This window comes from Xanthomonas sp. fls2-241-TYG-148 (genome assembly GCF_030208815.1).
GTDB lineage: Bacteria > Pseudomonadota > Gammaproteobacteria > Xanthomonadales > Xanthomonadaceae > Xanthomonas > Xanthomonas campestris.
This window is the reverse complement of the sequence record NZ_JARVTE010000014.1, coordinates 1-21,935: the sequence shown is the minus strand read 5'-3', so window position 1 is coordinate 21,935 and position 21,935 is coordinate 1. Positions and strand designations below refer to the sequence as shown.

Sequence of the window (21,935 nt, the reverse complement as noted above, 5' to 3'; positions counted from 1 at the left end):
GGGGAATCACAACGGCGTCGTCCATGCAGGGATGCACCGCGCCGCGTGTTGCGGCGTTTGTGACGCACCCTGCGGTGGTGGAGATGGCGTTGTTCATGTCATTCGAAACTTTTGGTGGTCCCTGAAACGCGAAACCCCGCGCCGTTGCCGGTGCGGGGTCTGATCGAAGCCTTGTGTGTCTGTTGCCTACACGAAGTCTCGTCCCGCACCGGTTGGCGAGGTAATAAGTACGAGCACGAGAAGCGACTCTGCCGACGCGCCGAAGGGCGCGGTCAGGAAGGCGTTCAAGGTGGCGGTGCGTTGCGGCATGGATCTGAGATAACCACCGCCGCTGCGGGGGTGTCAACCCTTGCGGCTGAAACTTCGGTCATCGTACGAAGTGGCGCGCGCAAAGCCCCGCCACATCAGCATGGTTACCGCTGAAACCGCAGCGACGCGCGGTGCGTGGCTGCAACCGGCGTCACCAATTGCGCGGCTTTTGCGCCCGGTTCCTGCGGTCTGGACGTTGCGCGCTGGTGCACTGGTATCGTTGGCAACTCATCATTGATGTGTCCCTGGGGGCTCTTGCCATGCGTTGCGTACCTGCCTTGTTGGTGTCTGCTCTGGTGCTGCTCGCGCCACCGTCTGGTGCGGCCGACCGCATCACCGGGCAACCTTTCGCCACCCGCTCGGAAGTGATCGCCCCGCATGCCATGGCCGCGACCTCGCAGCCGCTGGCCACGCAGATCGCACTGGATGTGATGAAGGACGGCGGCTCGGCGGTGGATGCGGCGATCGCTGCCAATGCCGCACTGGGCCTGATGGAGCCGACCGGCAACGGGGTGGGCGGGGATCTGTTCGCGATCGTGTGGGACCCCAAGACCAACAAGCTCTACGGCTACAACGGATCGGGCCGCTCGCCGAAGTCGCTGACCCTGGCCGAGTTCCAGCGCCGGGGGTTGAAGGACATTCCACCGACCGGGCCGCTGCCGGTGTCGGTTCCGGGCGCGGTGGACGGCTGGTTCGCGTTGCACGGCCGTTTTGGCCGCAAGCCGATGGCGCAGGACCTGGCGCCGGCGATCAGCTACGCGCGTGAGGGACACCCGGTTGCCGAAACGATCGCCTATTACTGGGACCGCTCCGTGCCGCGGTTGTCGCAGTACCCCGGCTTCAAGGAGCAGTTCACCATCGACGGGCATGCCCCGCGCAAGGGCGAACTGTGGAAGAACCCGAACCTGGCCAATACCTTGCAGCAGATCGCCGATGGCGGGCGCGACGCGTTCTATAAGGGCGAGATCGCGCGCACCATCGGTGCCTACTTCAAGGCCAATGGCGGCTTTCTGAGCTATGAGGATCTGGCCAGCCACCAGGGCGAATGGGTCGAGCCGGTCAGCACCAATTACCGCGGCTATGACGTGTGGGAACTGCCGCCCAATAGCCAGGGTATCGCCGCGTTGCAGATGCTCAACATTCTGGAAGGCTACGATTTTTCCAAGATCGGCTTCGGCTCGACCGAACACGTGCACCTGTTCACAGAGGCCAAGAAGCTGGCCTTTGCCGACCGCGCACGCTTCTATGCCGACCCGGCCTTTCAGCCGGCGCCGCTGGCCAAGCTGATTTCCAAAGACTATGCCGCGCAGCGCCGCGCGTTGATCTCGATGGACAAGGCCTTGAAGGAAGTGCAGCCGGGCACGCCCAAGCAGCTGGAGGAGGGCGATACCATCTACATGACCGTGGCCGATGCCGACGGAATGATGGTCTCGCTGATTCAGTCCAATTACCGTGGCATGGGCAGCGGCATGGCGCCGCCGGGACTGGGCTTCATCCTGCAGGATCGCGGCGAGATGTTCGTGCTGAAGAAGGACCACCCCAACGGCTACGCCCCGGGCAAGCGCCCGTTCCAGACCATCATCCCGGCGTTCGTCACCAAGGACGGTAAGCCATGGCTGAGCTTTGGGGTGATGGGCGGGGCGATGCAACCGCAGGGACATGTGCAGATCGTCATGAACCTGGTGGATTTCCATATGAATCTGCAGGAAGCCGGCGATGCGCCGCGTATCCAGCATGAAGGCTCCACCGAGCCCACCGGCCAGGCCACGGCGATGAGCGACGGCGGCGAAGTCAACCTGGAAACCGGCTTCTCTTACGACACCATCCGCGGGCTGATGCGCAAAGGTCACCGGGTGATCTTTGCCGACGGACCTTATGGCGGCTACCAGGCGATTGCGCGCGACCCGGCCAGCGGCGTGTACTACGGCGCCTCGGAGAGCCGCAAGGACGGGCAGGCCGCCGGTTACTGAGCGGCTGCACGCGATGATGCGCGCTCAATTCCACGCCGCGCGCGCCGCTAACGTGTTCGATGGATTCGGAGGAATCCCATGAATTCGATGCAACAGTCCGATCTGCCGGCGCATGCGCAGGCAGCACTGCTTCCCGATGCACCGGTCGCCTTGTTGCGGCTTTCGACCGAGGCATGCCTGATGGCCTGCAATCGCGCCGGGCTCGACGTGCTGGGCATCACCGCCGCCGAGCTGCAGGGCGCGCCCGCCATGTTGCTGTGGGGCTTGAACGCAGCCGATCTGGTCGGCGAGGAAGGCGTGTGGGCCGCTCCGGGCGATGACCCGGCGCGCCGCGTGCGCTATACGCGCGACCGCGTGCATGGCGGCTGGCTGCTGTCCTTGCCGCACGTGGAAACCGCCACCTTGCTGCGCGAGGCCACACGTCTGGCCGAAGACAGCCGCCCGGTGCCGATCTCGCCACTGCTGCAACCGCTGGTGGCCCGCCTGCAGGCCGAGCACGAGGACCGCACGGTGCTCGAACGCACCGCGCAGGCGCTGGCCGGCTGTGAGCTTGAACTGCTGCTCCCTGCTGGCCTGGCCGAGACCGAGATGGGCCGCCGGCTACAGGCGGGTTTCGGCAATCTGGCCGAAGCGATCCGCCAGGCGGTGGCCTTGTCGGTACAGATCGCCGCCGAAGTGCCGCCGCTGGTGGCCGAGAACGATGAAATGGTGCGCCAGTCGCAGGCGCAGACCGAGGCGCTCGATGGTGCGCGCATCGCGGTGGAACGGCTGGCGACCAACCTGCATGACGTCAACGCCGAGCTGGCACAGGTGATCACGCTGGCCGGTAGCGCGGATGAAAGCGCGCGCCAGGGCATGGCCGCGGCGCGTGCGCTGGGCCAGGCGATGCAGGAAGTGGAACGGCGCGCCGCACGCGCGGGCGAGGTCATCGAAGTCATCGACTCGGTCGCCTTCCAGACCAACATCCTTTCCATCAACGCGAGCATCGAAGCCGCACACGCCGGCGATGCCGGACGCGGCTTTGCGGTGGTCGCCACCGAAATCCGCCGCCTGGCCGAACGCGCTGCGGCGGCTGCGCGCGATGTGCGCGCAATCCTGGCCGAAACCAGCGCAGCCATCGGCGAAGGCGCCGCTTCCGCGCGCGGCACCGAAGCCGTGCTCGACGGCATCACCGGCCTGCTCGGGCGTGCCAGTGGCGCGATGACCGCAGTGGCCGGTCGCATCCAGGCGCAGGACGGCGAGATCCGTGGCATCGAAAGCGCCGTGGATGGCGTGGTGGCGCTGGGGCGCAGCAATCTGCAGCATGCCGCGCATGTGGCAGAACGCAGCGAAGCTCTGGAGCGCGGCACCGAAACGCTGCGCGACTGCGTGGGCCTATTCCGGCTGCCGGCCGACCCGTTGCAGGTGCCACGGCATGCGCGGGTCAAGGAACTGGCGGTGGCCACCGCCGGGCGCATCGGCACCGCGTTGGCGCAAGCCATCGCGCGCGGCCAGATCGACGAAGCAGCCCTGTTTGCGCGCACCTACACGCCCATTCCTGGCGTGGAGCCGGCCAAGTTCAGCACCGCGTTCGATGGCGTCTGTGATCAGATTCTGCCTGCCTTGCAGGAACCGTTACTGGATGCGCACGCGTGGATCGTCTTTGCGATCTGTGCCAATCCCGACGGCTATGTGCCCACCCACAACCTGCGCTTCACCCAGCCGCTGACCGGCGATGCCAAGCGTGACCTGGTCGGCAACCGCACCAAGCGCAAGTTCACCGACCGTGTCGGCCGCAGCGTCGGCGCGCATACCGACCCGTACCGCCTGCAGGTCTATCGCCGCGACACCGGGCAGATCATGTTCGATCTGTCCGCGCCGATCTTCGTCGGCCGCAAGCATTGGGGCGGCCTGCGGGTGGGCTATACGCTGGAGTAACCGCCACCGCGCTTACTGCGGCGCGGCAGAGGCCGTGCTGGCGGGCGATGCAGGCACGGCGTTGCCCAGCTGCTCGGCAAGGAAACGTTCCAGCGTGCGATAGAACGCAATTTGATTGGCGTCCTTGTAGAAACCGTGCCCTTCTTTTGGGACGGCCATCCACTGCGGTGCATTGCCACTGCGCGTCAATGCTGCACGCAAGCTCTTGGCCTGCGCGAATGGCGCACGCTCGTCTTCTTCGCCGTGTACCAGCAACACCGGGACCTTGATCCGGTCGGCCAGGCTCACCGGCGAATGCGCCGCAAGATCGGCGGCGTCACGGCCGATGGCGCGCTCCAGATAATTCATGCCGTAGTCGCTGCGGTTGATGTCGCCCTTGCTGTACATCATCTGCAAATCGTAGATGCCGGCCAGGCCAACTGCGCAGCGGAACAACTCCGGCGCCTTGACCTGCACCATCATCGCTGCATACGCACCAAAGCTGGCGCCATAGCTGCAGATGCGTGACTGATCGGCCAGCCCTTGCGCAACCGCCCAGCGCACGCCGTCGACCAGATCGTCCTGGATGCGTTCGCCCCACTGCCGGTAGCCGGCGCGCTCGAAGTTGTGGCCGCGGCCGTGGCCGCCACGGTAGTTGACCTGCAACACCAGATAGCCGCGGCTGGCCAGGAACTGCGCGTCGGTATCGAACGCCCAGCCATCGCCGTCGGCATGCGGGCCGCCGTGCGGCAGCAAAATCATCGGCAACCGCGTGCCCTTGGCGGCAGTGTTCGGTACGGTCAGCACACCGTCCAGGGTCAAACCATCGCGTGCCTGGAAGGTCACCATGCGCCGTTCGCTCATCTGCGCCGGCTGCAACGCGTTGCGCGCCTTGACGACTAATTTGAGGGTATTGCTCGTGCGGTTGAAGATGTACCAGTCTCCGGCGTTGCGATCGCTATAGGCGTGCAGCAAGAGACCGTTGCCGTCTTCGGTGAAATTGATGAAATCCACGTACTGGCCGGCCAGCGTTTCACTCAGGCTGCGGTGCAGTCGCGCTTCGGCGCTGTCGTCGAGGTACTGCAGTTTCGGCTTTCCCGGCCCGAGCCTGGCCGCAAACGGCGGTTGCGGCAGTGGCCCCCACTGCAGGTCGTCCACGGTGTAGAACGGGTCCGCTGCAAGCACGCTGCGTTGCTGGCCATCGAGCGTGCTGGATACCAGCGCTGCAGGCCCACCGGCGTCGTTGTACCAGCCGTACACGCGGCCCGGCTGGCTGGCGAATGCGAATGGGCGCCAGTTTGCCTGCACCTGTTGCAGGGCGGCCCAACCGTTGCCGTTACGGCGATACAACAGCGAATTGTCGTTGTCATCGGTGCCGTAGGCGTACTGCGCCACACCGGCATTGTCGAGCACGAAGCGCAGGTCGGGCACGTCGATGTCGGCCATCAGCCGATGCGTGGTGGTCGTGGTGTCGACGTCGTAGAGCATCGAGTGGCGCGAATCCAGCGACAGGCGACGCATGTAGAAGTGGCCGTTGGGATGGGCCGGCAACCCTTCGATATAGCCGAAACCGCGCTCCAGGCCGGCATTGCGCGTGCTCTGCAGGTAGCCGTAGACATAGCGCTGGTTGCTGCCATCCAGATCGGTGGCAATGATTTCGCCCATCGGCAGCGGTTCTTCCAGCGAGCCGAGCTTGCGGCCCTTGCCGATGACCAGCCGTCTGTCACTGACCCAGGCAATCCGCACCGGCAGCTCGTAACGCGGCAGGCGCAGCATGGTGGTGGATTGCATGTCCGCAATTCGGTAGACCACCAAGGCGTAGCTGCCTTCGCCGAGATCAGCGCTCACCGCCAGATGTTTCCCATCCGGCGACATCGATGGCGAGGAAATCGGGCCGGACTCGACGAAGGCCTCCGCCGGCGGCACGGGCTCGGCCCACGCCTGACCGCCGAACCACATCAACAGCATTGCTGCCGCCCAGGCACACTTCTGCGTTCCCTGCATTTGCGTCATCCATCCCCTGTTTGCTGAACGATAGCTAAGCGAGCCGGGTGGTGACAAGTGGGGCGGCAAAAAAAAGCCACCGAAGATCGGCGGCAGGGAGAGAGAGCTGGTTTCTTGTTGTAATGCGGGCAGGCTAGCGCTGTGGCGTGCCGTGCAAATGCCGGTGGATGCCGACGATTGCGTGTTGCATGGCAGGATGCGCGTTGCTTGTCGGCCGTGGCATGAACGCGGCGGCTTTGCGAAAGACACGCTGCGTTCCAGCTGCGTCATGCGGCCGTTCGATCAGACCGCTAGGTGTGGTGCAGGCAGCTTTAACGGCCGGGAGGGCGGACGCCCAGTCGAACCCTTTTGGCAGAGTGCTGACCACGACGGCGGGGCGCGCCCGAACACGTGGTTGACGCCTACATGGACAGTGGCGTTCCACGGAAATGGCAGTGCCCGTATGGCGTTGAAGGTGATGTAGGCAACACGACGATAGTTGCTGGTCTAATCCAGACTCACCACGACGCCTGAGACCGCCACAGACACATGTCGTCCGTGCGGCGATGTGGTTTAATCGCCGCCGAAGTGGGGGTACCACAGCACTGCTGCGGTTGAGATAGTCCCTTCGAACCTGATCCGGCTCATACCGGCGTAGGGAAGCTTCGTTAGATGCGCTGCTCCGTGCCTGCACGGGTACGCGCCATTGAGCGCCGCCGCTTCGTCCGCACTGCGACCCCTCGCAGCGCCAGCACCCTTGGTGCTGGCTTCTCAGCACACAGGACGAACGCCAATGAATGCCGCGCCCACCGTTTTGCTGCAACAGACCCAGACGCTCTCGGCGGCTGTGACCCAGCCGATTCCCGGTTCCCGCAAGATCTTCGTGCAAGGCTCGCGTGCAGACCTGCAGGTGCCGATGCGCGAGATCGTGCTGACCCGCACGCCGACGCTGTTCGGTGGGCAGGACAACCCGCCGCTGAGTGTCTACGACACCTCCGGCCCCTACACCGATCCGCAGGCGGCGATCGATCTTGCTGCCGGCCTTGCGCCGTTGCGTGCCGACTGGATTGTCGAACGCGGCGACACGCTGCCATTGGAGGCACTGAGTTCCAGCTTCGGTCGTGGTCGCGAGCATGATGCGCGGCTGGATGCGGTGCGCTTCCCGTCGCGACGTTTGCCGCGTGTGGCGCGCAGCGGTGCCAATGTGACGCAGATGCATTACGCGCGCCGCGGCATCATCACCCCGGAGATGGAGTTCGTTGCCATTCGCGAAAACCAGCGACTGGAAGCGGTCACCGATGCGGTGTTGCGCAAGCAGCACCCGGGCGAAGCCTTCGGTGCGGCAATCCAGCAGCGCATCACCCCGGAGTTCGTACGCGAGGAGATCGCGCGCGGCCGCGCAATTTTACCCAATAACATCAACCATCCGGAAAGCGAGCCGATGATCATCGGCCGCAACTTCCTGACCAAGATCAACGCCAACATCGGCAACAGTGCGGTGTCGTCTGGCATTGCCGAAGAGGTCGAGAAACTGGTGTGGTCGATTCGTTGGGGTGGCGACACCGTGATGGACCTGTCGACCGGCAAGCACATCCATGAGACGCGCGAGTGGATCATTCGCAATTCGCCGGTACCGATTGGCACCGTGCCGATCTACCAGGCACTGGAAAAGGTCGACGGCCGTGCGGAAGAGCTCACCTGGGAGATCTTCCGCGACACCTTGATCGAGCAGGCCGAGCAGGGCGTGGACTACTTCACCATTCACGCGGGCGTGCTGCTGCGTTACGTGCCACTCACCGCCGGGCGTGTCACCGGCATCGTGTCGCGTGGCGGTTCGATCCTGGCGAAGTGGTGTCTGGCACATCACAAGGAAAACTTTCTCTACACACACTTCGAACACATCTGCGAAATCATGAAGGCTTACGACGTGGCGTTTTCGCTCGGCGATGGCTTGCGCCCCGGCTGTATTGCCGATGCCAACGACGCGGCCCAGTTCGGTGAACTGGAGACGCTTGGCGAGTTGACCAAGCTCGCCTGGAAGCACGATGTGCAGACCATGATCGAAGGGCCAGGCCATGTGCCAATGCAGCTGATCAAGGAGAACATGGACAAGCAGCTGCGCGAGTGCGGCGAGGCGCCGTTCTATACGCTGGGCCCGCTCACCACCGATATCGCACCTGGCTACGATCACATCACCAGCGCCATCGGTGCGGCGATGATCGGCTGGTTCGGCACCGCCATGCTTTGCTATGTCACCCCCAAGGAACACTTGGGCCTGCCCAACCGCCAGGATGTGCGCGATGGGATCATGGCCTACAAGATCGCCGCGCATGCGGCCGACCTTGCCAAGGGCCATCCCGGTGCACAGGTACGTGACAACGCACTGAGCAAGGCGCGCTTCGAGTTCCGCTGGGACGACCAATTCCATCTCGGCCTGGATCCGGAGAAAGCCAAGGAGTTCCACGACGAGACCCTGCCCAAGGACGCGCACAAACTGGCGCATTTCTGCTCGATGTGCGGCCCGCACTTCTGTTCGATGAAGATCACCCAGGATGTGCGCGACTACGCGGCTGAGCACGGCATCAGCGAGGACCATGCGCTGGAGGCGGGCATGCAGGAGAAGTCTGGAGAATTTGTGGCGCAGGGCGCACAGGTGTATCGGGCGTCGTAACTGCGGGGCAGCATGCGGCTGCAGTCGATCGCTGTGGCCGCTTAAGAAAAGTTCAGTTTTGAATGGTGCAGATTGGCGCTCGCATCGCAAGTGCCGTCGGAAAAATTTTCGCGTCGAGGCACGAAATCCAAGCAAATTCGGCGCGTCTAGCTGAATCGCAGATAAAAAAATCGCGCCAGAGGCGCGAAGGGTACGTCGTAATTGTTTGAATTCTTCGGCGAGAGAGAGAGAGCCTGACGTCGCCGCCTGTCATAGGAAGCAACGGTGCATAGCGTAAAATTTGCACCAATTAGATGCATGACACAGTTGGTTGTCGTGCTTTGCTGAATTTGGCGTCTCGCGCAGTGTGCGTGATTGGTCTTGTTGTCCTTGCCGGCGTGTGTGTCTTTGTTGCCCATGAGTTCTTCCTCCATCCCTTCATCGTCCATGGGCCGGCTGCGCGTCGGTGTCTGCACGGTCGATGTGGCCTCGCGCGAAGTGCATGTTCCCGGTGCCAAGCGCACCCCGCGACTGGCGCCCAAGGCGTTGGCAGTGTTGCTGGCGCTTGCCCGGCAGCCGGGGCAGGTGGTGACGCGCGAGCAGCTGCTGGCCGAGGTCTGGCCGGACACGCTGCCGACCAACGATGTGGTGACGCAGGCCATTACCCAGGTGCGCAAGGCGCTTGCCAGCGATGGCAGCGAACGTTCCGCACATATCGAAACGATTGCAAAGACCGGGTACCGCTTGCTGGCGCCGGTGACGTGGGAGACGCCGGAGGCCGTTGACCGTGCTGGTGCAAAGGCGGCGCTCCCTGACCCTGCGCAGTCACAGACAGATGCGAACGGCAACGCGCAGAGGGAAGACAGCGCCAGCGCGCACGTGCTGATCGGTAGCGCTATTGACGCGAGCCCGGCACAGCCTGCTGCGAGCGCTCAGCTGCCACGTGCCCGGCGCCGTGGCGTGGCGCTGGCATTGGCCTGCGTCGCCCTGCTGGTGGTGTTGGGGTTGGCGGCAAAAGCCTTGTGGCAGCATGCATCCAGCACCGGCGCAGTGTCGGTCGGCACGGTCGTGGGCAGCCCCAAGCGCCCGTACCAGGTGATCACCGCCGGTGGCGGCTTCGACCTCACCCCCAGCCTGTCGCCGGACGGCGCCATGGTGGCGTACGCGTCCCTGGTCAACGACCGCCCTGGGACCTCGATCCTGGTCAAGACCACCAATAACGCGTATCCGCGCGTGCTCGACACCCCGGGCCCCGGGGCGGCCGACCGGCTTCCGGCGTGGTCGCCGGATGGCCGTGCAATCGCATTCGAGCGCGATGGCGCAGATGGCAGCTGCCGCATCATGATTGCCGCCGCCAACGGCCAGGCCGCGGCCCACGAGGTTGTGCGGTGCGATGGCGCGGACATGCTGAGTTTCAGCTGGTCGCCAGACGGGCGCGCCTTGTTGTTCGGCACCATGACCGGTGCCAATGGCGCGCGGCGCATCCGTCGGCTGGAGCTTGAAACCGGGCAATGGCAGACGTTGACGTACAGCGCGCACCCGGACGACTTCGATTACATGCCGCGGTATTCGCCTGACGGTGCGTGGATCGTGTTCATGCGTAACCCCCAGATGGGCGACCTGTGGCGCATGCCTGCGCAGGGTGGCACCCCGGAACGGTTGACCGACGACATTGCCGAGATCCGCGGCTGGAGCTGGCTGCCCGACAGCAGTGGGGTGATCTTCGGGCGGCGCGTAGACAGCGAAGCGCGGCTGTACCGGCTGGAGTTACACGACCGTAGCCTGCACGATCTTGGGGTGGACGACGCACAGGCACCGGATGTGGCCGGCACGCATGCGGTGTTCGTGCAGCGCAAGCCACAGTTTGGCCTGTATCAAGTGGTCCGCGACCCCATGAACGGCGGATACCTGCGACGTCGTCTGTTTCCGTCCAATGGGCGTGATGATCAACCGATGATTGCGCCGGATGGCCAGCAACTGCTGTTCACCTCGAATCGTTCCGGCGCCTATGGCCTGTGGTGGGGCGATGTCACCAAGCCCGGCTCGGTACGCTTGCTTGAAGGATTGCGCCCGGACAGCCGGCAGGCCGCGGATTGGTCGGCCGATTCGCAGCACGCGCTGGTGACCGGCACCGATGCGACCGGCCACCGTGGCATCTACGAAGTCACGCCTGGTAGCGGCAAGGTCACGCGGCTGGCGGTGCCGCAGGCGCGGCCTTTGCAGGCAATCTACCTGCCAGACCCCAATCAACTGCTGGTGGTTGCGGCTTCTGATGACGGTCGAACCTCCGCCACCGTCTATGACCGCCGTACGCAACCGTGGCGCGCGCTGAGCGTCTTGCCTGATGTCTCGCAGCTGCGTCTGGACCGCGCCTCAGGCGAGGTGTTGTTCACGCGTTTGTCCAGCGGCGGACTGTGGCGCATCGCGCCGTCGCTGGCCGCCGACACCTTGCAGCCGATCGATCGCATGCAACCCTCGCGCTGGCGTTACCGCAGTTGGGCGCCGGGTGCGCATGCGCAGGTGCATTACCTGTCTTCCACAGACGCGTGCTCCACGCATGACAGTGAACTGCGCAGTAGGCAGCAGGGCCAGTGCATGGATGTTGCCAAGTACACCGCCATCAACGGCTTCAGCATCGATCAGCGCAGTGGCGCGATGTATGTGTCGCTGGCTGAGGAAGATGGCAGCGCCATTGCCTTCATGCCGCTACCCGCAACACCCGCCACCTCGCTCGGCATCGTCTCCAACCTATTGTTCAAATTGAAGAAATAAGCTTCGTAAGTTCTTCGGAATCTCTTCGTGGCGATTTCGGGACACCTTCAGCAAAACATCCTGACTGCCGCCAGATTCGGCAAAACACTGTGCGCTCTTTTGTACAGCGGGCTGCCAGCATGCAACAGGTCATCACTGCCGATCGTGGCGTTGCACTCTCCATCGACGGTGCTGGCGAGCACACGCCGACCACCTGTCTGGCAGTTGCGCGACTCGGCAGCCTGCGCACGGTGGCGGCGACCTTTACGTTGTGGGTGCAGCTGCGCGGACGTTCCTGGGTGGAAGCCAAGGAGGGACGTTTCCGCCTGCATGCAGGTGACTGGATCGCCTTCGACAAGGATTCCCATCCCACGGTGCAGGCCGACCGCAGTGCCGTCTGCGTCGGCGTCAGCCTGGATGGCGACAGCCTGCAGTCGTTGGCCGAGCTGACCGACGCCACGTTGTATCCCGGTCGCAGCCACCTTGCGCGCAGCGACCTGCGTATCGCATTGCGGCTGTGGCGCAATGCCGCCGCGCAAAGCGGTAGCGCTTCGGCCCGGCCGCTGCTGCTGCATCTGGCCGGGATGCAGCGCGAATTCGTCGAACAGGAACAGCGCTGCCCGGGCCGCTCGCGTAGCCGTCGCCGTCAGGTGTTCGGGCGGATGCAGCGGGCGCGTCTATATCTGGAAGGCAACAGCGACCGCGTGGTGCGCATCAGCGAGCTGGCGCAACTGACCAACTTCTCCAGTTGGTATGTCTCCAAGACCTTCCAGAGCCTGTACGAGGAAAGTCCGCAGGCGTTGTCAGCACGCTTGCGTCTGGAACGCGCATCGGACCTGCTGCGCGATACCTCGATGATGATCGGTGAGGTTGCGGCCGCCAGCGGCTTCGACAACTGCTGCAGCTTCGCGCGTGCATTTCGTGCGCGATTCGGCGTTTCCGCTTCGCATTACCGCGACCAAGCAGCAAATCCGCCAGATTCGGCAAAGCCACGGAACGTGACGCGCAAAGCGACGGCGTTCACGCAAACGTAATTTGCACAGGGGCGCTTAACGCGCCACTAACGAACCCTGGAGAGATTGATGAACCTTCGCACCTCCGCAGTGCGGCTGGGCCTGTTGCCCGCCGGTATTGCGATCGCGTTGACGCCGGCATTTGCCGCCGCGCAAGAGTCGACCACCACGCTGGACCGTATCGAGATCACCGGCTCGCGCATCCGTAGCGCGGACGTCGAAACCCAGCAGCCGATTCTGACGCTGGACCGCCAGGCGCTGGAGAAGCAGGGCCTGACGTCGGTCGCCGACGTGCTGCAGAACCTGACCTCGGCGGGCTCGCCGGCCATCTCGCGCGCCGACGCGCTGTCGTCGGGCGAAGACGTGGGCGGTTACTACGTCGACCTGCGTAACCTCGGCGCGCAGCGTACGTTGGTGCTGGTGAACGGCAAGCGTCTGGGTGCATCGACCTCCGGCCTGCAGGATCTCAGCCAGATCCCGATGGCAGCGATCGAGCGTATCGAGGTGCTGAAGGACGGCGCCTCGTCGATCTACGGTTCCGACGCCATTGCCGGTGTCGTCAACGTGATCACCCGTAAGCGCTTCGACGGCGCTGAAGCCAGCGTGCAGTTCGGCCAGTTCGGCCAGGGCGACGGCGATACCACCCAGTACTCCTTCACTGTGGGTACGCAGGGCGAGCGTGGCGGTGTGACGCTGTCGGCCGAATACTCCAAGCAGGATCCGGTGTTCGCCAAGAACCGCTGGTTCAGCCGCGACGGTTCGCGTGGTCCCAACTCGACCCCGAACAGCTGGAGCCCGATCAGCCAGAACGGTTCGTGGTGCAACCCGCTGCAGGTCGACTGCGCTGACCCGGACACCGCGGTGTGGCAGACCCTCAATGCCGGCGGTAACCCGAACAATCCCGCTGACTACCACCCGCTGACGCCGGCCGAGTACGCCAACTCGAACCAGCAGATGATGGTGCAGACCGGCATCGAGCGTAAGTCGGTGTTTGCGAACGTCAACTACGACGTTGCCGACGCGATCACCTTCAACGCCGACATCGCCTACAACGAGCGCACCACCGACGGCCAGATCGCGGGTTACCCGTATCAGTCCGGCTCGTTCGGTACGCCGCTGGAAGCTGGTAGCGCGTTCAATCCGATCGGCCAGGACGTCGATTTCCGCCGTCGTCTGTGGGAAGTGCCGCGCGCCAGCGAAAACCAGCTGAAGACGCTGCGTTTTGCGCCGACCTTGAGCGGTTACTTCGATCTCGGTGGCAAGACCTGGGATTGGGACGTGGGCGCGTTGTGGAACCGCAACGAGAACACCAAGCGTAGCCGCGGCGACATGAGCCTGATCGCTTCGCGTCAGGCGCTGGGTCCGTCGTTCATCAACGGCCAGGGCGTTGCGCAGTGCGGTACCGCTGCTGACCCGGTCTCGCTGTCGGCTTGCCGTCCGTGGAACCCGCTGCTGCCGTACAACGTTGCAGGTCAGGGCTCGCTCGCCGACCCGGCGCTGCAGGAATTCCTGTTCCCGACCTTCACCGACACCGGTCTGACCAAGACCACCAGCTTCACCGCCAACCTGTCGGGTTCGATTGTCGAGATGCCGGCTGGCGATCTGGGTATCGCGGTGGGCTACGAGCACCGTAAGGAAGAAGGTCGCTTCTCTCCGGACGCATTTGCGCAGTCGGGCGAGAGCACCGGCCTGGGTGCCAAGACCACGCAGGGTCAGTACTCGCTGGACGAGGTCTACCTCGAGTTGAACGTGCCGCTGCTGAGCGATGTTGCGTTTGCCAAGGAACTGACCTTCAACGCGGCAACCCGTTACTCCGATTACAGCAACTTCGGTAACACGCTGAACTCCAAGTTCGGCCTGACCTGGCGTCCGCTGGAAGACCTGCTGGTGCGTGCGACCTACGCCGAAGGCTTCCGCGCTCCGACCATCAGCGACCTGTACGGTGGCCTGAGCAGCAGCTTCGAGGATTACATCGATCCTTGCGGCGTGGGTGCCCCGAACAGCGTGAACGGCAATGCCGCCTGTAACGCCGCTGGTGTCCCGCTGGGTTACACGCAGCTCGGTCAGGGCTTCGTGCCTTGCACGACGTATCCGTGCCAGACGCCTGATGAATTCATCAGCGGCGCGAACCCGAACCTGAAGCCGGAAACCTCCACGAGCAAGACGGCTGGTCTGGTATGGAGCCCGCGCTGGGTGCAGGGCCTGGACATCTCGCTGGATTGGTACCGCTACGAAATCAATGACATGATCATTGCCGATAGCGTCGACCGCATCCTGCGCGATTGCTACGTGCTCGGCGATACCTCGCGCTGCTCGAGCCTGACGCGTGCTGCAGACGGTCACATCTCGTCGATGACCTACGGCGTGGCCAACCTCGGCCAGATGGAAACCGAAGGCTACGATCTCGGCGTGAAGTACCGCTTGCCGGAAACCGCGATCGGTTCGTTCACCTTCGACTGGCAGACCAGCTACGTCAGTAAGTACGACGAAGCCGGCCAGGACAGCGCAGGCAACGCGATCATGATCGGCCGCGTCGGCGAGCCGGGCATCTTCCGCGTGCGCTCCAACGTTGGCGTGAACTGGACGCTGGGTGATTTCGGCGTCAACTACACCCTGCGTTACTACTCGGGCATGAAGGAAAGCTGCATCACTCTGGCTGAGGGCTACTGCGACGCGCCGGATCATTTCGCCAACGGTGAATCCGATCCGCTGCGCCACACCGGCTCCAACACCTTCCACGACCTGCAGGTCAACTGGAAGGCCCCGTGGGATGCAACGATCGCGCTCGGCGCGAACAACGTGTTCGATCACCGCGGTCCGCTTCAGTACTCGGCACCGAACAGCAGCTTCGCCTACTACGGCGGCTTCGAAATCGGTCGTTTCATGTACATGAAGTACACCCAGCGCTTCTGATCGATCGACGCGTTTGGTGAATAGAAGGGCGGGCCGCAAGGCCCGTCCTTTTTTTGTGGGCCGAAGACAGTGTTTGCTTAGCGACGATCGGGGTTCTGTCGCCGGAGCATCACTTCATGCCGGGGTAGGTGATTAAGTGGGGAGGCTGCGACCACGCTGCAGCATATGGGCATCCATTTCGTTGCGGTGCCGCTGCTCTAGCGAGCATCGCCTGGCACCCAATGCCAACGGCGCGCGCTGCGCAAAATGCGTTGCGCTCAACAAACAGTCAAAAAAAAACGCGGCCTGCGCCGCGTTTTTTTCAGCTGTAGCGAGGCAACTTACGCCTCAGCAAGCCCCATCAACGTATCGGCCTGCTCGCGCCAATTTGGCAGGCGATTGATGACGCCAACCTTGGTCAGGTATTCCTCGTCCACGGTCTCGCCGCTGGCCAATGCAGTCGCCACGTGCACGGCGCCGGTCACCCAGAAGCTGCGCAGGCTGGAGCGTTGCGGGTGGCGATGGAAGGCGACCGCTTCGATGATCGGCATCGGCAGGCCCCACAGGCCTAGCAGGTAGGCGCCTGCCTCGGTATGGCCTAGACGCTCGTCGCCTTCTACGGCCGGTTCGCGTTCATCACGCACGCCGGGCAGCAACAGGCCGATGTCGGCCAGCAGCGCGGCGGTGGAGCCCAGTTCGGCGCTGGTCGGTGGCAACACCTTGGCGGCCAGGCGCGAAGACAGCAGCGCGCGGCGCTGCATCGCGGCGCGCTCGGCCGGGGTCAAGGTCTGCACCGAGAACACTTCGCTGGCCAGCACCAGGTCGCGCAGCGTGGCCACGCCCAGGCGCGTTACCGCAGTGCGCAGGTCGGTGATGCTGCGTCCGCCGGAGAAGAACGCCGAGTTGCACAGCTGCAGCACCTTGGCCGCGATCGCCGGGTCGCCGGCGATCAGCTTGGCGATGTCGGCCGCGTCGGCGCCATCGTCCTCTTCCAGTGCGTGCATCAGGCTCAAGTACAGATGAGGCGGGGAGGGCAGTTTCTCGATCCGCCCAATGGCCGCGCGCAGGCGCGGATTGCTGAGCAGGTCGCGCAACTCTTCCAGGCTGGTCACGGCTTCCAGCAGCACTTCCGGTGCCAGCGGCATCGGCAGGAAACGGTGCGCCACCCCGATGATGCGCGCCGGTGGCGTGCGCTGCCCGTCCTGGGCATCGATCAGGGCAATGCGAATGGTGTCGGGCCGCAGGGTGCGGATTTGCCCCAGCAAGGTGGCGGCGGTCAGGTCCGGCAGGACCGGGGCAACGATGACCGCATCGAAGGGCGACAGCGCGGCGGCTTCGATGGCAGAGTTCCCGTCCGGGACCTGCTGCGCCTGCCAGTTGTCGCCGAGTTCGGCAATGTAGTCGACAAGGTCGGACGGAAGACTGGCTTCGTCCCCAACAAACAAAATACGCAAGGCACTTCCCCAAGAGTCACCGGCGATAGGCGCCGGCCAAACGCTGTCGGCAATGTACCCAATCTGCCGACAGCGGTCACCGGCATCACGCCAAAAGCGTGATGCCGATCGCCCCGCGCGTGCGGGACAGCGTCACGGTCGACGGCTCAGGGCGCGTCGGAATTATAGCGTTCCACCGACTCCACCAGGATGCGCTTGGCTTCCGCCGCGCCGCCCCAGCCATCCAGCTTGACCCACTTGCCCTTCTCCAAGTCCTTGTAATGCTCGAAGAAATGGCCGATGCGCTCCATCCAGTGGCTGGAGACCTGATCGATATCTTCGATGTGGGCATAGCCTGAGAAGATCTTCTCGATCGGCACTGCCAGGATCTTCTCGTCGCTGCCGGCCTCATCGCTCATGCGCAGCACGCCGACCGGGCGGCAACGCACCACCGAACCGGGCACCAGCGGCAGCGGCAGCACCACCAGCACGTCGGCCGGGTCGCCGTCGCCGCACAGGGTGTTGGGCACGTAGCCGTAGTTGCAGGGGTAGCGCATCGGGGTCGACAGGATGCGGTCGACGAAGATCGCGCCGCTGGCCTTGTCCACTTCGTACTTGACCGGCTCCGAGTCCTTGGGGATCTCGATGACGACGTTGATTTCTTCCGGCAGGTTCTTGCCGGACGTGACCAGTTCCAGGCCCATGCGCGTAGCTCCGAGGCTTCAGCTGTGTGTGGAGGCCGATTCTACGCGTTCGGCTGTTGCGGTGCAGCGACGCTGAATAGGCCTCCGTCTGACAGTGGCGTGCGGCATAGTCCGCGTTCATCACGGGCCGCTGCCCGATGTTGCTGACTGTGCCCTCGCGTCACGCTGCAGGCTCATCCACAGCCACGGAGTTGGCCCCATGTCCAGGTACCTGCGCGTCATTGTTCTCTTGATGTCATCCATCCTCGCCCCGGCGGCCCTGGCCGCGGATCCGCCGCCGGCGTTCGTGGATGCGGTGGACTGGCCGGCCAACGGCGAAGGTTGGGAGGCCTTTGTCGATCTGGAGCAACGGCTGGACCGTGATTTCGACAATATCTGTGGCGATACGTTCTGTGGCGGCGAGTTCAGCGATTACCAGCCGCTGCGGTTCCGCTGCTCGGTCAATCGGGTGAGCGGGGTGGTGCGCAGCTGCATCTGGACCTTTGGCGCGAGCGAGGTCAGCGTGGATCCGCGCAGCGGTTATCTGCGCTCGGACAGCCGGGTCTGGCGCTGCACGGCGCCTCTGAAGGCCGGAACACGCCTGGACGAGATGTATCGCGTGCTTGCAGTCACCAATCCGTTGTTCGAGCCGCTGCCCGGCGGTGCGCCGCCGATCTATGACGGGCTGATCGGCTGCCTGTGAGGCGCTGACAGCGTCTTGCTCATGCTGTTGGTCGAGCGATCATCCATGACGACCTAGCAGATTCTGGTGCAGCGTCTTTGGTGCTTACGCGGCTTGCCTCCGATATGCGTCTTGATGCGCCAAGTAACGAGCACCCTGCGCAGCCTGATGGCTTGTGGCGTGATCCTTGCTGACTTGCTGACTTGCTGACTTGCTGACTTGCTGCATGCGGAGATGCGCTGCGCCACTGGCCCGTAGTGATCAAACGGGCCAGTGGCGTCTTTCCGGTCTCCGCAGTGGTCTTTGCAGCCGCACGCATCGCCATGCTTGCAGCCTCAGGAGCCTCAGAGGCCAGGCGCCGTTGCCAGCCGACAAAAGAAAGAGCCTGGAGCCCGGAGCCACGGCCCACGAGGTCTGCAGATCGCCTCAAGCACAGCGTTAAAGCAGCGGCACCAACAGCAACGCGACGATATTGATGATCTTGATCAGCGGGTTGATGGCAGGCCCTGCGGTGTCCTTGTAGGGGTCGCCCACGGTGTCGCCGGTGATCGCGGCCTTATGTGCTTCGCTGCCCTTGCCGCCGAAATGACCATCTTCGATGTACTTCTTGGCGTTGTCCCAGGCACCTCCCCCGGTCGTCATCGAAATCGCAACGAAGAGCCCGGTCACGATGGTGCCGATCAACAATCCGCCCAGCGCACGCGGCCCAAGCAGTAGCCCGACGATGACCGGGACCACCACCGGCAACAACGAGGGCACGATCATTTCGCGGATTGCCGAGCGCGTGAGCATGTCCACCGCGCGGTCGTATTGGGGCTTGCCGGTACCAGCCATGATGCCGGGGATTTCGCGAAACTGGCGGCGTACTTCTTCGACCACCGCACCCGCGGCGCGCCCCACGGCTTCCATCGCCATTGCGCCGAACAGGTAGGGGATCAATCCGCCAATCAGCAAGCCAATGATCACCGTGTGGTCAGACAGATCGAATGCGAATACCTCGTTCGGATTGGCGGCCTGCAGGTTGTGGGTGTAGTCGGCAAACAGCACCAGCGCTGCCAGTGCAGCCGAGCCGATCGCATAGCCCTTGGTCACCGCCTTGGTGGTATTGCCGACTGCATCCAGCGGGTCGGTGACATTGCGTACTTCTGGCGGTAATTCAGCCATTTCGGCAATGCCGCCGGCATTGTCCGTGATCGGGCCATAGGCATCCAGTGCCACGATCATGCCGGCCATCGACAGCATCGCCGTGGCCGCGATCGCAATCCCGTACAGGCCGCCAAAATGGAACGCGCCCCAGATCGCCGCGCACACCGCAATGACCGGCAGTGCGGTGGATTTCATCGAGATCCCCAGGCCGGCAATGATGTTGGTGCCATGACCGGTCGTGCTCGCGGCGGCCACGTGCTGCACCGGCCCATATTGCGTGCCGGTGTAGTACTCGGTGATCCACACGATCAGCCCGGTTAGGACCAGTCCGATCAATGCGCAGGCATACAACGACATCGCGCCATGCGCGTTGTCGCGCATCAATGCCTGCGTGATCGGCCAGTACGCAATCGCCGCCAACACACCGGACACGATCACGCCCTTGTAGAGCGCGCCCATGATCGAGCCGCCCGGCTTCACCTTCACGAATGCTGCGCCAATGATCGATGCGACGATGGACACGCCGCCCAGCACCAGTGGATACAACACCGCATGCGGTCCGGTTTCGGCCAGGGTCAGGCTGCCGAGCAGCATTGTGGCAATGACGGTGACCGCATAGGTCTCGAACAGGTCCGCCGCCATGCCTGCGCAGTCGCCGACGTTGTCACCGACGTTGTCTGCAATCACGGCCGGATTGCGCGGGTCGTCTTCGGGGATGCCGGCCTCGACCTTGCCCACCAGGTCGGCGCCCACATCGGCGCCTTTGGTGAAAATGCCACCACCCAGGCGCGCAAAGATCGAAATCAGCGATGAACCGAACGCCAGGCCGACCAAGGCGTGCAGGTTCTGATCAAGCGGCAGTCCCATGGCCTGCAGGATGGCGTAGTAGCCGGCAACACCTAGCAAGCCCAGGCCGACCACCAGCATGCCGGTGATGGCGCCGCCGCGAAAGGCAACGTCCATGGCCTTGCTGATTCCGTGACGGGCTGCTTCTGCGGTGCGCACGTTGGCGCGTACCGACACGTTCATGCCGATGTAGCCGGCCAACCCCGACAGCACCGCACCAATCGCAAACCCGATCGCGGTGTACCAACTCAGAAACAGCCCAACCAGCACGAACAACACCACGCCCGCGATGGAAATGGTCAGGTATTGCCGGTTGAGGTAGGCGCGTGCGCCCTCCTGGATGGCAGCGGCGATTTCCTGCATGCGTGCATTGCCGCTCGGCTGCGCGACCACCCAGCGCGCCGACAACATGCCATAGACAATGGCCAGGACCGCACAACCCAGCGCGAGCATCAATCCGTAGTGTTCCAGCATGACCCCTCCCAAAAGAATGGATGTCGTCCGGTCGGGACGAACGAAGGGCGGTGCGCGACGAGTGGAACGGCGAAGACGGACTCGACGGCCTGACTAGGCCTGCTGCGCGTCGCGATGTTCATGTGGCCGGATTGCGGCCGAGTATGCGCCGCGTGCTGCATGCCTGCCAGCACCGCGGCTTTGGCGCCGCGTTCAGTGATGGCATGACAGCCTGCCGCCACCGTGATCGACCCGATCCAGGAGCCTATGTATGTTGAAATCCGCCTTGATGATGACCGGCCTGCTGCTGAGCGCTCCTGTGTTTGCCGCCGAGCCCGCACCGGAAATGCAGCGTGCCCCTGGCACGGCGCAGGCGATTGGTGCAGCGCACACCTTGCGCCAGATTCCCGAAGCCTGTGCCCGTCTGGAAGGCGTTTTCACCGGCAATGCGGCGCAGCCATACACGTTTTCGGTGACGCGCAGCAGTCCTACCTGTCAGCCGCGCGCCCGCTTCGTCGACTACGCCAAAGCTGCACCCAGCGTGGCCTCCGGTTGGATTTTCAATGATGTGATCCGCGTACCGAGCGCGTCCTGCCCGTCACAGCAGGCGGTTGTGCGGGTATGGCGCAAGCCGGTTGCGGCCAAGCCGCAGCTGGATGGACAAGGACAGTCGCGTATCTATCTGGAGGAGGCCAAGCAGCAGGCCGCGGCTGGCAAGATCCCGCAGGTCCCCATGTTTACCGCGCAGCAGACGATGGAAGGCAAGGCCTGCCAGTAAGAGCGGCTGATGCGGCCGCGCACGCCTAGGGTGTCAGTTCGGTCTGCGTGCCCAGCTTTGTGGCGCTACATGCATGCATGTAGCGCGCGCGGCGGTGGTGCAGTGGGTCAAGCATCAATGCCTGCTTCCGTGTTGCGTGGCAAGCAGTAGTGCCACCTCGTGCAGTGGCACGTCGTTCAATCGTTAGGCGCCGTTGCGGTGACCGGCGAGCCAAAGACCGACTGAGCTTAATACCGCATACCGCTAGTTGCTTAGAAAAGTTGCGCCAACGAAGGTTGTTCGACGTCCCCCCAATTTTGAGTAGCTATCCATCCTGTCCCTACTTGGGGATTTTCGGAACTAGAAGGTGGAGGGCCAGAAACCCGTCCTGAAGAAAAACTTGACGGGCTCGCCTCAGAACCTGTTCACGATCTTTCCTGATCAGTGCAGACTATGCGGATGCGCCAAAAG

12 protein-coding genes and 1 riboswitch are annotated in these 21,935 nt (G+C 63.9%); of the genes, 8 read left to right on the top strand and 4 right to left on the bottom strand.

What is annotated here, in order from left to right; all coding sequences use genetic code 11:
• Positions 1-569: 569 nt before the first annotated feature.
• Entirely contained in the window at positions 570-2,279 is a 1,710-nt protein-coding gene (gene ggt / locus QRM60_RS14625; RefSeq protein WP_285446461.1) for a gamma-glutamyltransferase, read from the top strand.
• Positions 2,280-2,357: 78 nt separating this feature from the next.
• Positions 2,358-4,196, top strand: a complete 1,839-nt coding sequence (locus tag QRM60_RS14620) for a methyl-accepting chemotaxis protein (protein ID WP_285446460.1) — start codon at positions 2,358-2,360, stop codon at positions 4,194-4,196.
• Positions 4,197-4,208: 12 nt separating this feature from the next.
• Here the strand turns inward: QRM60_RS14620 and QRM60_RS14615 are convergent, their stop codons facing one another.
• Positions 4,209-6,179, bottom strand: coding sequence for a prolyl oligopeptidase family serine peptidase (locus QRM60_RS14615; protein WP_285446459.1), 1,971 nt, complete (start codon positions 6,177-6,179; stop codon positions 4,209-4,211).
• A 559-nt stretch (positions 6,180-6,738) separates the two neighbouring features.
• A riboswitch (TPP riboswitch) is annotated at positions 6,739-6,837 on the top strand.
• Between the two features lie 114 nt (positions 6,838-6,951).
• Here QRM60_RS14615 and thiC point away from each other — a divergent pair.
• The 4 genes from thiC (at position 6,952) to QRM60_RS14595 (ending at position 15,485) form a co-directional block, all read left to right on the top strand.
• Positions 6,952-8,829: a phosphomethylpyrimidine synthase ThiC gene (gene thiC, locus QRM60_RS14610; protein ID WP_285446458.1), complete on the top strand. Its 1,878-nt coding sequence runs from the start codon at positions 6,952-6,954 to the stop codon at positions 8,827-8,829.
• Between the two features lie 396 nt (positions 8,830-9,225).
• A complete protein-coding gene (locus QRM60_RS14605; RefSeq protein ID WP_285446457.1) occupies positions 9,226-11,580 on the top strand; it encodes a winged helix-turn-helix domain-containing protein in 2,355 nt (784 codons plus the stop codon).
• 119 nt (positions 11,581-11,699) lie between these two features.
• The gene (locus QRM60_RS14600) at positions 11,700-12,593 is read left to right on the top strand and encodes a helix-turn-helix domain-containing protein (protein WP_011038416.1); all 894 of its coding nucleotides are present in this window, start codon (positions 11,700-11,702) and stop codon (positions 12,591-12,593) included.
• Between the two features lie 48 nt (positions 12,594-12,641).
• Positions 12,642-15,485: a TonB-dependent receptor gene (locus QRM60_RS14595; RefSeq protein ID WP_115575814.1), complete on the top strand. Its 2,844-nt coding sequence runs from the start codon at positions 12,642-12,644 to the stop codon at positions 15,483-15,485.
• A 320-nt stretch (positions 15,486-15,805) separates the two neighbouring features.
• Here the strand turns inward: QRM60_RS14595 and QRM60_RS14590 are convergent, their stop codons facing one another.
• Positions 15,806-16,918: an HDOD domain-containing protein gene (locus QRM60_RS14590; protein ID WP_012437451.1), complete on the bottom strand. Its 1,113-nt coding sequence runs from the start codon at positions 16,916-16,918 to the stop codon at positions 15,806-15,808.
• A 146-nt stretch (positions 16,919-17,064) separates the two neighbouring features.
• Positions 17,065-17,601: an inorganic diphosphatase gene (gene ppa / locus QRM60_RS14585; RefSeq protein ID WP_002804918.1), complete on the bottom strand. Its 537-nt coding sequence runs from the start codon at positions 17,599-17,601 to the stop codon at positions 17,065-17,067.
• Positions 17,602-17,800: 199 nt separating this feature from the next.
• Between ppa and QRM60_RS14580 the strand changes: the two genes are divergently transcribed.
• Entirely contained in the window at positions 17,801-18,283 is a 483-nt protein-coding gene (locus QRM60_RS14580; protein ID WP_285446456.1) for a hypothetical protein, read from the top strand.
• A gap of 417 nt (positions 18,284-18,700) precedes the next feature.
• Here the strand turns inward: QRM60_RS14580 and QRM60_RS14575 are convergent, their stop codons facing one another.
• Positions 18,701-20,728, bottom strand: a complete 2,028-nt coding sequence (locus tag QRM60_RS14575) for a sodium-translocating pyrophosphatase (RefSeq protein ID WP_285446455.1) — start codon at positions 20,726-20,728, stop codon at positions 18,701-18,703.
• 268 nt (positions 20,729-20,996) lie between these two features.
• On the opposite strand from QRM60_RS14575, the gene QRM60_RS14570 reads away from it, so the two are divergent.
• A complete protein-coding gene (locus QRM60_RS14570) occupies positions 20,997-21,485 on the top strand; it encodes a hypothetical protein (RefSeq protein ID WP_043922206.1) in 489 nt (162 codons plus the stop codon).
• The last annotated feature ends 450 nt before the right edge of the window (positions 21,486-21,935 follow it).